The sequence below is a fragment of the Microbacterium sp. AZCO genome, assembly GCF_039614715.1.
Lineage (GTDB): Bacteria > Actinomycetota > Actinomycetes > Actinomycetales > Microbacteriaceae > Microbacterium.
The window spans coordinates 1,895,275-1,907,328 of sequence record NZ_CP154857.1 but is presented as its reverse complement, the minus strand read 5'-3'; the positions used below and the strand labels follow the sequence as shown (position 1 = coordinate 1,907,328).

Here is a 12,054-nt window from a genome sequence, read left to right as displayed (position 1 = left end):
CGGCTCAGCCGATAGTCTCCGGCTGTGGCTCCCGAGGGAAGCGAAAATCTCAACGCGCTGTTCGTCGTGGGCACACGCCCCGAGGCGATCAAGATGCTGCCGCTCATCGCGGCGGTCCGCGACAGCCAGTGGTTCCATCCGATCGTCGTCTCGACAGGGCAGCATGCCGAGCTGGTCGCCGAGGTGCTCGCGATCGACGGCATCACGCCGGATGTGACATTCGACATGCCGAAGGGGCCGCGCGGCCTCAACGACCTGTTCGCGAAGGTCATGCTCGACCTGAACCAGTTCCTGCTCGACAGGTTCGGGCCGCCCCGCAAGGCGAACGTCGCGCCCTACCCCGAGGGGTACCCGAGCGCCTGCTTCGTGCACGGCGACACGACCAGCGCGGCGGCCGCGGCGCTCACGGCGTTCCACCGGCACCTGCCGGTCGTGCACGTCGAAGCGGGTCTGCGCACCTCCGACACGCTGTCGCCCTTCCCCGAGGAGCTCAACCGGCAGCTCATCTCGCGGATCGCGGCGCTGCACCTCGCCCCGACGATCAACAACAAGGCGAACCTCGTCCGCGAGGGCATCGACTACGCACGCGTGTTCGTGACCGGCAACACCGCGATCGACGCGCTGCGGATCGCCGCCGAGCACCGCACCCCGTACACCGATCCGCTCCTCGCCGACCTCGAGGACGACGAGGGCACGACGCCCGTCGTCACCGTCACGGCGCATCGCCGCGAGAACTGGGGCCAGCCGCTGTCGCGCATTGCGGACGCCGTCGGGCTCCTCGCCGACCAGTACCCGCACGTGCGGTTCGTCGTGGCGCTGCATCCCAATCCCGAGGTCGCCGATGTCCTGCGCGGGCGTCTCTTCGGGCACGACAACGTCTCGCTCGTCGCGCCGATGGGCTATGCGGAGTTCGCGCGCCTGCTGCGCCGCGCGACGTTCGCCATCACCGACTCGGGCGGCATCCAGGAGGAGGCGCCCTCGCTCGGCACGCCGGTCCTGTGCGTCCGCGACACGACCGAGCGGCAGGAGGGCGTCTCGGCGGGCACGGTCGAGCTCGTCGGCACCGACACGGTCGACATCATCGAGGCCGCGCGCCGGCTGCTGGACGATCCGGCCGAGCTGGCCGACCGTCGTGCCCGCCGCAACCCCTACGGCGACGGACATGCGGCCGAGCGCATCGTGAAGGCGCTCGAGTACATCGCCTACTCGACGGAGGCGCCGACCTCGTTCGGTCCGGGCTTCGCGCGCAGCGCCGTGCTGCGCGCGGGTGGCCGCGACAGCGAACAGATCGGATTCGAGGGCGGCTGGCCGGAGGGCTGGGCCGGATGACCGTCATCGACGAGCTGTTCCTGGGCCTGCCGCTGTGGGTGCAGACGCTCTTCTGGGTCACGCTCGTCGTCATCCTGGCCTCGATCGGCTCGGTCGTCGTGCTGCTGATCCTCGGTCATCGGTTCCGCCGCCGGGTGCGGCGTCTCGCCGAGCGTGGGGGAGGCCCGACCGAGTCGGACTTCCTGTGGGTCTTCCTCGTCCCCGCCCTCAACGAGGAGGTGACCATCGCCGACTCGGTCGCGCGGCTGCGCGCGACGCGCGCGACGAACGCGGTGTTCCTCGTCATCGACGACGGCTCCGACGACCGCACCGGCGAGATCCTCGCCGGCATCGACGATCCCCGCCTGCACGTGTTGACGCGGACGCCGCCCGAGGCTCGCAAGGGGAAGGCGGCGGCCCTCAACGCGGCCTATCGCGACGCCCGTGCCTTCATCGCCGCCGACCCGCGCTACTCGACCTGGACCGAGGATCGCGTGATCGTCGGAGTGGTCGACGCCGACGGACGCCTCGATCCGCTCGCCCCCGAGGCCGTCGCCTTCCACTTCGGCGACGCCGGGGTCGGAGGAGTCCAGGTGCTGGTGCGCATCTACAACCGGCGCGGCTGGCTCACGTGGGCGCAGGACGTGGAGTTCTCCTCGTTCGGCCTCGTCTTCCAGGCCGGGCGCGCCTGGTGGGGCATCGCCAACATGGGCGGCAACGGCCAGTTCAACCGGCTCTCCGCCCTCGCCTCGATCGACGACGGCTCGGGGCCGTGGCGCGACCGCCTCACGGAGGACCAGGATCTCGGCGTGCGCCTCATCCAGGCCGGCTGGGCGGGGGTTCAGGAGAACCGCGTCTCGATCAATCAGCAGGGGCTCAACTCGGTCCGCCGGCTCTACCGGCAGCGCGTGCGCTGGGCGCAGGGCAACTGGCAGGCGCTGTCGCTGCTCGGGGGCGTGTTCCGCCCGCGGCTGCCCTTCTTCGCCCGGCTCGACTCGATCTACTACCTCATCACGCCGCCCCTCCAGCTGCTCACGGGCATCGCGCTCGTCGTCTCGGTGATCGAGTCGCTCATCGATCAGGTGCCGTATCGGCCGTCGTACTGGTGGGTGCTCATCATCTTCCTCGGGCTGTCGTTCGGTCCCGGCGTCGCGACGCTCGTGCTCCGCGGCGGACGGTGGTACTCGCCGTTCGTCGCGATCGTGCAGGTGATCCCGTACACGGTGTACTCGTGGCTCACCTTCGGCGCGCTGGCCGTCTCGGTCGTCCGGCAGCTGAGCGGTCGCACCTCCTGGGCGAAGACGCCACGGGAGGCGGCGGATGACGCGGATGCTCCGGTGCTGCGCAGTGCGGATAGTCTGAGCGGCGAGTCCGCGGCACCCGCCGACTCGCCCCCGTAGCCCAATCGGCAGAGGCAGGCGGCTTAAACCCGCTCCAGTCCGGGTTCGAGTCCCGGCGGGGGTACGGTCCGGCACCGCCGGAGGCGCTGTCGGGCCGTACCGCCGCCGTCGGCGAGAACACGGGTCCGGGCGGGCCCACGCCGCCGGAGGCTCCGCGCGACGCGAAGCGGCGCGTGGAGTGGCGGTGGGGACGAGTCCCGGCGGGGTACGGTCCGGCACCGCCGGAGGCGCTGCGAGGGACCCCCGCACACTGGTCGGACTGCGTGTCACGCGTTGTGGAACTGCGTTTCACCTGTGAATCGCTGTGCCCAGGCCCCGCAACACCTCACAGCCGGTCGGAGCCGCGCGTCGCCGGGCTTTAGGCTGTACCGATGCGCACGGAGGTGTGCGCGAGAGGACAACCCCGATGACCCTCGATCTCCTGGCGGCACCCCGGTCCGCCGAGGCTCAGCCCTGGTCGCATCCCGCCGCGTACTGGCCCGGGATGACGGCTGCGATCGCCGACCTCTCCGGTCCCGTCGCTGCCCTGAATCTCGATGCGCTGCGGTACAACGCGCTCGACATGGTCGTGCGGGCCGCGGGGGTCCCCATCCGCGTCGCGAGCAAGTCCGTCCGCATCCGCGAGGTCATCGACGCGACGCTCGCGCTCCCCGGCTATGCCGGCATCCTCGCGTTCACGCTGCCCGAGGCGCTCTGGCTCGCCGAGACCCACGACGACGTCGTCGTCGGCTACCCGTCGGTCGACCGCGCGGCCCTCGCGCGCCTCGCGGCGGACGAGGTCGCGGCATCGCGCGTCACGCTGATGGTCGACGACATCGCGCAGCTCGACGTGGTCGATTCCGTCGTGCCGCCGTCGCGCCGGGCCGAGATCCGGGTCGCGATCGACGCGGACGCATCCTGGCGCGCACCGGGCCTCGGCCACATCGGCGTCTTCCGCTCGCCCGTCCACGACCCGGGCGAGGTCGCGAACCTGGCACGGCTCATCGTCGACCGCCCCGGCTTCCGGCTCGTGGGCCTCATGATGTACGAGGCCCAGATCGCCGGCCAGGGCGATGCGACGGGGTCGGGGGATGCCGTCATCCGCTGGATGCAGCGCCGCTCCGGGCACGAGCTGCTCGAGCGCCGCGGCGCCATCGTCGACGCCCTCACGCGGATCGCACCGCTCGAGTTCGTCAACGGCGGCGGCACGGGGTCGCTCGAGCTCACGGCATCCGATCGCGCCGTCACCGAGATCACCGCGGGAAGCGGCCTGCTCGCGGGCCGGCTCTTCGACGGCTACCGCGCATTCGACCCCGCCCCCGCCGCCGCGTTCTCGATGGAGGTCGTGCGCAAGCCGGCCCCCGACATCGCGACAGTGCTCGGCGGCGGCTGGATCGCGTCGGGCCCGCCCGTCGCATCCCGACAGCCGGCCCCCGTGTGGCCCGAGGGTCTCTCGACGATGCCGCGCGAAGGCGCCGGCGAGGTGCAGACGCCGCTCCGCGGCGACGCGGCCCGCGCCCTGCGCGTCGGCGATCGCGTCTGGTTCCGGCACGCCAAGAGCGGCGAGCTGTCGGAGCGGGTGGAGAAGTTCGTGCTGGTCGAGGGCGACCGGCGCGTCGGCGAGGTGCCGACGTATCGAGGCGAAGGGAAGGCCTTCCTGTGACCCGACCAGGCGGCGAGTGGCAGAACTGGGGGCGCTCGCAGCGCGTGCGCCCGCTCCGCGTCGAGCGACCCGGCTCCATCCAGGCGGTGCAGCGCGCCGTTCTGGCCGCGCAGGCCAACCGCATGACGGTGAAGCCGATCGGCGCGGGCCACAGCTTCAGCGGCATCGCGGTCGCACCCGGAGCACTCCTCGAGCTCGACGACCTCACCGGGATCGTCGAGATCGACCGCGACCGCAAGCGCGTCCGCATGCTGGCCGGCACGCGACTCCACCAGATCCCGAAGCTCCTCGCGCCGCACGGTCTCGCGATGCAGAACCTCGGCGACATCGACCGGCAGTCGATCTCGGGGGCGATCTCGACCGGCACGCACGGCACCGGCGCGCGGTTCGGCGGCATCGCGACGCAGATCGTCGGAGCGACGCTCGTGACGGCATCCGGTGATCTCCTGACGGTCGACGAGACGCAGAACAGCGAGCTGCTCCCCGCCGTCGCCCCCGGGCTCGGCGCCCTCGGCGTCCTCGTCGAGGTGACCGTGCAGTGCGTCGATGCGTTCGTGATGCACGCCGTCGAGCGCCCCGAGCCGCTCGCCGACGTGCTCGCCGACCTCGACAGCCGCGTCGCGAAGGCCGACCACTTCGAGTTCTACTGGTTCCCGCACACCGACGTCGCCCTCACGAAGACCAACACGCGCCTGCCGGGCGACGCGCCGCGGCATCCCCTCCCGCGCGTCGGCAAGTGGATGGACGAGGAGCTCCTCTCCAACGGCCTGTACCGCGCCGTGTGCGCGACGGGCGCCGTGATCCCGGCCATCGTCCCGTCGTTCAGCCGCCTGGCCGTCAAGCTCACGGGCAACCGCGAGTACACGGATGCCTCGACCGGCGTCTTCACGCAGAACCGCGACGTGCGCTTCCGCGAGATGGAGTACGCCCTGCCCGCCGAGAACGTCCGGCCGGCGTTCGAGGCGATGCGCGCGCTCATCGACGAGCGCGGCTGGCGCATCTCGTTCCCCGTCGAGGTGCGCTTCGCGGCGGCCGACGACCTGTGGATGTCGACGGCCCAAGGCCGGGCATCGGGCTACATCGCGGTGCACCGCTACTGGCGCGAGGACCCCGCGGAGTACTTCGAGGCCGTCGAGCAGATCATGCTGTCGTTCGGCGGGCGTCCGCACTGGGGCAAGATGCACACACTGGATGCCTCGATCCTGCGGGAGCGCTACGAGCACTTCGACGACTTCACCGCCCTCCGCGACCGACTCGACCCCGACCGCCGCTTCCAGAACCCGTACCTGGAGCGCGTGCTCGGCGAGTAGTCGGCTGGGAGTGTCCTCCGGTTCCCGACTGGCGGGGCCCCGCTGGGTAGGATGTGCCCTATGTGGGAGTGGCTGATCCCTGTCCTGATCGTCGTGGCGCTGGTGCTCGTCGTCGGCATCTACCTGTGGGCGACGTACAACTCGCTCGTGCAGTTGAATGTGCGCGTCGATGAAGCCTGGAGCGACATCACGGTGCAGCTCAAGCGCAGAGCGGATCTGCTGCCGAACCTCATAGAAGCGGTCAAGGGCTACGCGGCCCATGAGAAGGCCGTCTTCGAGAACGTCACGCGCGCCCGCGCCGAGACGCTGTCTGCGGGCGGGCCCGCCGAAGCGGGCGTCGCCGAGGGTCACATGCAGCAGGCGCTCAAGTCGCTTTTCGCGGTCGCCGAAGCCTATCCGCAGCTGCAGGCGAGCCAGAACTTCCTCCAGCTGCAGCAGTCCATCGTCGACACCGAGGACAAGATCCAGGCGTCCCGCCGCTTCTACAACGGCGGTGTGCGGGAGCTGAACACCAAGGTCAAGGTGTTCCCCAACAACCTGTTCGCCCGCAATCTCGGCTTCGACGAGCGCGAGTTCTTCGAGGTCGTCGACGGCGCCGCGATCTCCGAGCCGCCCAGAGTCCAGTTCTGACCGGACCCGGTCGTTGAGCGAGCGATGCGACCCGAAACGCCCCTCCGCCGTGAGGGGCGTTTCGTATCGTCGCTTCGCTCCTCGCTCGACGCCGGGAACCTGACGTGTACTCGGCGATCGCGCGCAACAAGCGCAACACGTGGTTCATCCTCATCGCGTTCATCCTGCTGATCGCGGGCGTCGGTGTGCTCGCCGGCTGGCTCATGGGCAACAACTGGTGGGTCACGGGCTTCATCCTGCTGTTCGCGACCGGCTACGCCACGTTCCAGTACTTCTTCGCCGACCGTGAGGCGATCGCGATGGCGGGCGCCTTCGAGGTCTCACAGGCCGATGCGCCGCGGTACTACCGCCTCGTCGAGAACCTCTGCATCACGACCGGCACACCGATGCCGAAGCTCTACGTCGTGGAGGACGCCGCGCCCAACGCGTTCGCGACCGGTCGCACGCCGGAGCAGGCGTCGATCACGGTGACGACGGGCCTGTTCGAGCTCATGACCGACCGAGAGCTCGAGGGCGTGCTCGGCCACGAACTGGGTCACATCCGCAACTACGACATCCGGGTGTCGCTCATCGTCTTCGGACTCGTCGTGGCGGTCGGCATCCTCGCCGACATGCTGCTGCGGTTCGCGTTCTTCGGCGGCGGGCGGCGCGGCGGCAACTCCCAGGCGCAGCTCATCTTCCTGGTGTTCGGGCTCGTCGCGGCGGTCGTCGCCCCGCTGCTCGCCGGCGCCGTGCAGGCGGCGATCTCGCGCCAGCGCGAATACCTCGCCGATGCCACGAGCGCCATGACGACCCGCGATCCCGACGGCCTCGCCTCCGCGCTGGGCAAGCTCCAGGAGCACGGCCGGCCGCTCCGACGGCCGAACACCTCGATGGCGCATCTCTGGATCGCGGATCCGCTGCGCCCCAACGCCCTCGAGCGGCTCTTCTCGACGCATCCGCCGCTCGCCGACCGCATCGAGCGGCTGCACAAGATCGGCGGGGAGTTCTGACGGGATGCCGCGTCCGCCGCGTCAGCCGACCGCGAGCTGCATGCCGTCGGACGTGAGCTCGACGGTTCCGCGCAGCGTCCAGTCGTCGGCGCGATAGGTGAAGGAGGCCGTCTCGCCTGCGCGAGTCGTGCCCGTCGCGGTCGCGACGACGATGCCGCCGGTCGCGGCGAACGTGCGGAGGTCGGGGGAGAGCGCGACCTGGGGCGTCTGCTCGACGCGAAACGCGATGGACGTGAGAGTCGCGAGGTCGGCGGCCCAGGGCACCCGCAGCCCGCAGTGCTCGGGGACGCTCGACGCGGGTTGCGTGCATTCCGACGCATAGCCGTCGAGCTGCTTCTGGGCGAGTCGCGTCGCCTCGCTCGAGACCGACGCATCGACGGCCGCATCGCCCTGGGCGCCGGGGAGCACGAGCACGCGTGCCGAACCGTCGAGGAGCCCTGCCGGCGCCGCCGACACGGGGTAGACGGCCGGCAGCAGGGCGACCTCCTCGCCGGCCGGGATCGTCGCCGCGCCGACCCGGACGTGATCGCCGATCGTCGTGGTGGCCGTCACCGTGCCGAGCCCTGCGGCGCCCACGAGCCACCGCCCATCGCGCTGGACGAGGGGGAGGGTCGCGCTCCGCTCGCGGCCGTCGAGTCGGAACCGGACGTCGGCCGTCGCGCCGCCGTTCGTCTCGGACACCTGATCGACGACCGGATCGGAGACGTACTCGTCAGCGCCCTCGTACGCAGACGGAAGCACGTCGTCGCCTTCCGGCGCCTCGACGTAGGACAGCGCGCGCGGCCCGTCCCCGGCCGCGAGGGCCTCGAGGTAGGCGGAAGCCGTCGTCTCCGGCCCGCTGGGCCGGGAGAGGATCCACCACACGGCGCCGCCCCCGACGACGATCGCGACCGCGGCGATCACCAGGCCGACGACGACTCCGCGTCTCACGCGCTGCCGGCCAGGTCGAGCACGGACTCCTCGGCGAAGTCGGCGCCGGGCTCGTCGTCGGCGAGGGCGACGGGCGCATCGGGGCCCGCGTCATGCCGACGCGCCTCGGTGAGCACATCGGCGAGGTCATCGACGGCATCGCCCCAGCGCGAGACCGAGATGTGCTCCAGGCCCTGCCAGCGCGCTGCGAGCCGCAACTCGTCGGAGAGGCGTGCAGCGGCATCCATCGGCCTGCCGTGCTCCCACCACGCCGACTGCACGAGCAGGGTCGACCTCGCCCGATCGGCCTTGAGGTCGACGCGGCCCACGACGTCGTCGCCCACGAGCACGGGCAGGGAGTAGTAGCCGAAGCGGCGCTGCGGCGCGGGGGTGTAGATCTCGATGCGGTACTCGAAGTCGAACAGGCGCTCCGCCCGCTCGCGGAACCACACGACGGGATCGAACGGCGTCAGCAGCGCGGTCGCGTCGATGCGGCGGGGGAGGGCTGCATCGGCGTGCATCCAGGCTTTCGCGGGTCGTCCCGCCGTCGTCCAGCCCTCGACCGTCACGGGGCGCAGCTCGCCGGCGTCGACGAGATCGCCGACGGCGGCGAGGATCGCCTTGCGGTCGCGGATGCGCCAGTAGTCGGCGAGGTCGGATGCCGTCGCGACTCCGTACGCGACCGCGGCGCGGCGCACGAGCTCCCGGATGGCGTCCGGCCGGGCCACCGGCGCGGCGAGAACGTCGGCGGGGATGACGTGCTCCGCGAGTCCGTATCGCCGCTCGAACCCCCGGCGTCCGGCGATCGCCACCTCGCCGCACACCCAGAGGTGCTCGAGCGCGCGCTTGACGACGTCCCAGTCCCACCAGGGCCCGCGGCGCACCTCCTGCACGTCGTGCTCGATCTGAGCGGGTCGGAGCGGTCCGCGGGCCGCCAGCTCGGCGCGCACCCACTCGACGATCTCCCGGTTCGACGAGAACCAGCCGTCGTCGCGGGCCGTGTACCGGGCGCGCATCTCTTCCATGCGGAAGCGGAAGAGCGACCAGTCCGTCGCGGGGATGAACGACGCGACGTGCGCCCAGTACTCCACGTACGGCGGCCGCCGCGCGAACAGCAGACGGTCGAGTGCGGCAGTGTCATACGCGCCGACGCGCGAGAACAGCGGCATGTAGTGCGAGCGGGCGAAGACGTTGACGGAGTCGATCTGCAGTGTCGCCATGCGCGTGATCGCGAGGTTGAGCTGCCTCGTTCCGGCAGAGTCCGGACGAGCTCGTGCGAAGCCCTGGGCCGCCAGCGCAATCCGACGCGCCTCGGCGAGACTCAGCTTCTCCTTCACGCGGCAAGCCTAACGACGCCCTCCGACAGCGGCGTCAAGGGGGGAGAGGGGGCATTTCCGGCTCCATCTAGACTGGGCGGATGAGCGGCCCTGACGAGAAGCCCCGCGGTTCGCTGTTCGATGCAGTGCGCGATCGCACCCGCGTCGTCTCGACCGATCTGGCCCCGTCGGTCCCGCACGGACTGCGCCTCACGACCGCCTACGCCTGGCGGTTCCTGGTGATCGCCGCCGCCCTCGGCGTGGGCATCTGGCTCGTCATCCAGCTGAAGCTCCTCGTCATCCCGCTCCTCGTCTCGGTGCTCATCACGGCGCTGCTGTGGCCCGCGTTCACATTCCTCATGCGGCATCGCTTCCCGCGATGGCTCGCGCTCGTGATCTGCGCCGTCGGGGCGATCGCGGTCATCGCGGGCCTCGTCTGGCTCGTCGTGTGGCAGACCACGCGCGAGTGGTCGAGCGTCCAGGACCGCACGGTCGCCGCCGTGCAGGAGCTGCGCCAGTACCTCATCGACGGACCGCTCCACCTCACTCCTCAGCAGATCGACGACGTGCTCGCGCAGTCGCTCCAGTTCCTCCAGGAGCAGGCCTCCCTGCTCTGGTCGGGGGCTCTCGCGCTCGGCACCACGGTCGGCCACATCGCGACGGGCGTGCTGCTGTCCTTCTTCATCCTGCTGTGCCTCCTCGCCGACGGCGGCGGCATCTGGCAGTGGACGACGCGGCTCTTCCCCCGCAAGGCGCGTCCCGCCGTCGACGGCGCGGGCCGTGCGGGCTGGGTGACGCTCGTCAACTACGCGCGCACGCAGCTGCTCGTCGCGACGATCGACGCGATAGGCATCGGGCTCGGCGCCTTCTTCCTCGGCGTGCCGCTCGCCATCCCCATCGCGGTCCTCGTGTTCCTCGGAGCCTTCGTGCCGATCGTCGGCGCCGTGGTCACCGGCGCCTTCGCCGTCTTCCTCGCCCTCGTCTACAACGGGCCGTGGATCGCGCTGTGGATGCTCGTCGTCGTGCTCGGAGTGCAGCAGATCGAGGGTCACATCCTGCAGCCGCTGCTCATGGGCTCCGCCGTCAAGGTGCACCCGCTCGCCGTCGTGCTCGTCGTCGCGGGCGGCGCCATGATCGCCGGCATCCCCGGAGCCCTCTTCGCCGTGCCGATCGCCGCCTTCGTCAACGTCGTCGCCGTCTACCTCAGCGACCGCGCCTGGCAGACGGGCGCGCCGCCGCACGGCGACTACATCTGGGCCACAGTCCCGCGCCCGAGAAGGAGACCCGCTTGAGTCTTTCCGCCACCGCCCCGGCTCTCGCAGAATTCGAGGATGCCGCGGCCACCCTCGCCGGTGTCATCACCCGAACCCCGCTCGACGAGTCCCAGCACCTCTCGGAGCTGCTCGGCGTGCCCGTTCACCTCAAGCTGGAGAACCTGCAGCGCACCGGCTCGTTCAAGATCCGCGGCGCGGCCTACCGTCTCTCCCGGCTCACGGCGGAGGAGCGGGCGCGCGGCGTCGTCGCGGCGTCCGCCGGCAACCACGCCCAGGGCGTCTCGCTCGCGGCGCAGGCGCTCGGCATCCCGGCGACGATCTTCATGCCGCTCGGCGTGCCGGTGCCCAAGCTCCTCGCGACACGGGGGTACGGCGCCGACGTCATCCTCGAGGGCGCGACCGTCGAGACGCCGCTGCGCCTCGCGGCCGAGTTCGCCGAGCGCACCGGTGCCGTGCTCATCCATCCGTTCGACCACCGCGACATCATCATCGGCCAGGGCACGCTCGGCCTCGAGATCTACCGCGACCTGCCGGGCCTCGAGACGGTGCTCGTCGGCATCGGGGGCGGCGGGCTCGCGGCGGGCGTCGCGGCGGCCGTCAAGGCGCTGGCCGCGGCCGAGGGCCGCGAGGTGCGGGTCATCGGCGTCCAGGCCGAGAACTCGGCCGCCTATCCGACCTCGCTCGCGCTCGGGCATCCCGTCGAGGTCGAGACGCGCCCCACGATCGCCGACGGCATCGCCGTCGCGCGGCCGGGCGATCTGCCCTTCTCGATCATCCACGACCTCGTGGACGAGGTCGTGACGGTGACGGAGGACGACCTGGCCCGCGCCCTCCTCGTGCTGCTCGAGCGCGCCAAACAGGTCGTCGAGCCGGCCGGCGCCGTCGGGGTCGCCGCGATCCTCGCGGGGAAGGTGCAGGGGACCGGGCCGACCGTCTCGATCCTCTCCGGCGGCAACATCGACCCGATGCTGCTGCAGCGCGTCGTCGCGCACGGGCTCGCGGCATCCGGACGCTACATGACCCTGCAGATCCCGCTGCCCGACCGGCCCGGGCAGCTCGCCCGAGTCTCGGAGCTGCTCGCGCAGGCGGGGGCCAACGTCATCGAGGTGCTGCACACGCGTCACGGTCAGGGGCTGCAGATCAGCGAGGTGATCCTGCAGCTCAGCGTCGAGACGCGCGGCGAGGAGCACCGCGCGCACGTCATCGCGACGCTGCGCGAGGCCGGCTACTTCCCGACCGTCATGCCGGACTGATCGGCGCCGTCATGGCGAAC

The 12,054-nt window shown here is 71.3% G+C and carries 10 protein-coding genes and 1 tRNA gene; 9 read left to right on the top strand and 2 right to left on the bottom strand.

Features of this window, described 5'->3' with window-relative positions:
* Nucleotides 1-24 precede the first annotated feature (24 nt).
* The 7 genes from wecB to AAIB33_RS08920 all read left to right on the top strand — a co-directional run bounded on the left by wecB (nucleotide 25) and on the right by AAIB33_RS08920 (nucleotide 7,282).
* Nucleotides 25-1,329: a UDP-N-acetylglucosamine 2-epimerase (non-hydrolyzing) gene (wecB, locus tag AAIB33_RS08950; RefSeq protein ID WP_345803188.1), complete on the top strand. Its 1,305-nt coding sequence runs from the start codon at nucleotides 25-27 to the stop codon at nucleotides 1,327-1,329.
* On the top strand, nucleotides 1,326-2,708 hold the full coding sequence (locus AAIB33_RS08945) for a glycosyltransferase (protein WP_345803187.1): 1,383 nt from the start codon (nucleotides 1,326-1,328) through the stop codon (nucleotides 2,706-2,708). The genes wecB and AAIB33_RS08945 overlap by 4 nt, the downstream gene beginning before the upstream one ends.
* Nucleotides 2,699-2,772: transfer RNA gene (locus AAIB33_RS08940), tRNA-Leu, on the top strand. Before AAIB33_RS08945 ends, AAIB33_RS08940 begins: the two co-directional genes overlap by 10 nt.
* A 342-nt stretch (nucleotides 2,773-3,114) precedes the next feature.
* Nucleotides 3,115-4,350, top strand: coding sequence for an amino acid deaminase/aldolase (locus AAIB33_RS08935; protein WP_345803186.1), 1,236 nt, complete (start codon nucleotides 3,115-3,117; stop codon nucleotides 4,348-4,350).
* On the top strand, nucleotides 4,347-5,660 hold the full coding sequence (locus AAIB33_RS08930; protein ID WP_345803185.1) for a D-arabinono-1,4-lactone oxidase: 1,314 nt from the start codon (nucleotides 4,347-4,349) through the stop codon (nucleotides 5,658-5,660). Before AAIB33_RS08935 ends, AAIB33_RS08930 begins: the two co-directional genes overlap by 4 nt.
* 60 nt (nucleotides 5,661-5,720) lie before the next feature.
* Nucleotides 5,721-6,290: a LemA family protein gene (locus tag AAIB33_RS08925; RefSeq protein WP_345803184.1), complete on the top strand. Its 570-nt coding sequence runs from the start codon at nucleotides 5,721-5,723 to the stop codon at nucleotides 6,288-6,290.
* Nucleotides 6,291-6,394: 104 nt separating this feature from the next.
* Nucleotides 6,395-7,282 (top strand): M48 family metalloprotease, encoded by an 888-nt coding sequence (locus AAIB33_RS08920; protein WP_345803183.1) that lies wholly within the window; start codon nucleotides 6,395-6,397, stop codon nucleotides 7,280-7,282.
* Between the two features lie 21 nt (nucleotides 7,283-7,303).
* Here the strand turns inward: AAIB33_RS08920 and AAIB33_RS08915 are convergent, their stop codons facing one another.
* Both AAIB33_RS08915 and AAIB33_RS08910 read right to left on the bottom strand, forming a co-directional pair.
* Nucleotides 7,304-8,212: a hypothetical protein gene (locus AAIB33_RS08915; RefSeq protein ID WP_345803182.1), complete on the bottom strand. Its 909-nt coding sequence runs from the start codon at nucleotides 8,210-8,212 to the stop codon at nucleotides 7,304-7,306.
* Nucleotides 8,209-9,528: a crosslink repair DNA glycosylase YcaQ family protein gene (locus AAIB33_RS08910; protein WP_345803181.1), complete on the bottom strand. Its 1,320-nt coding sequence runs from the start codon at nucleotides 9,526-9,528 to the stop codon at nucleotides 8,209-8,211. Before AAIB33_RS08910 ends, AAIB33_RS08915 begins: the two co-directional genes overlap by 4 nt.
* An 80-nt stretch (nucleotides 9,529-9,608) precedes the next feature.
* Between AAIB33_RS08910 and AAIB33_RS08905 the strand changes: the two genes are divergently transcribed.
* Together AAIB33_RS08905 and ilvA are read left to right on the top strand one after the other, a co-directional pair.
* The gene (locus AAIB33_RS08905) at nucleotides 9,609-10,799 is read left to right on the top strand and encodes an AI-2E family transporter (protein WP_345803180.1); all 1,191 of its coding nucleotides are present in this window, start codon (nucleotides 9,609-9,611) and stop codon (nucleotides 10,797-10,799) included.
* Nucleotides 10,796-12,034, top strand: coding sequence for a threonine ammonia-lyase (ilvA, locus tag AAIB33_RS08900; protein WP_345803179.1), 1,239 nt, complete (start codon nucleotides 10,796-10,798; stop codon nucleotides 12,032-12,034). Before AAIB33_RS08905 ends, ilvA begins: the two co-directional genes overlap by 4 nt.
* Nucleotides 12,035-12,054: the final 20 nt, after the last annotated feature.

Excerpts from the sequence above, each read along its gene's own strand:
- AAIB33_RS08945 (WP_345803187.1), top strand. The coding sequence starts at position 1,326 with ATGACCGTCATCGACGAGCTGTTCCTGGGCCTGCCGCTGTGGGTGCAG.
- AAIB33_RS08935 (WP_345803186.1), top strand. The coding sequence starts at position 3,115 with ATGACCCTCGATCTCCTGGCGGCACCCCGGTCCGCCGAGGCTCAGCCC.
- AAIB33_RS08925 (WP_345803184.1), top strand. The coding sequence starts at position 5,721 with ATGTGGGAGTGGCTGATCCCTGTCCTGATCGTCGTGGCGCTGGTGCTC.
- AAIB33_RS08905 (WP_345803180.1), top strand. The coding sequence starts at position 9,609 with ATGAGCGGCCCTGACGAGAAGCCCCGCGGTTCGCTGTTCGATGCAGTG.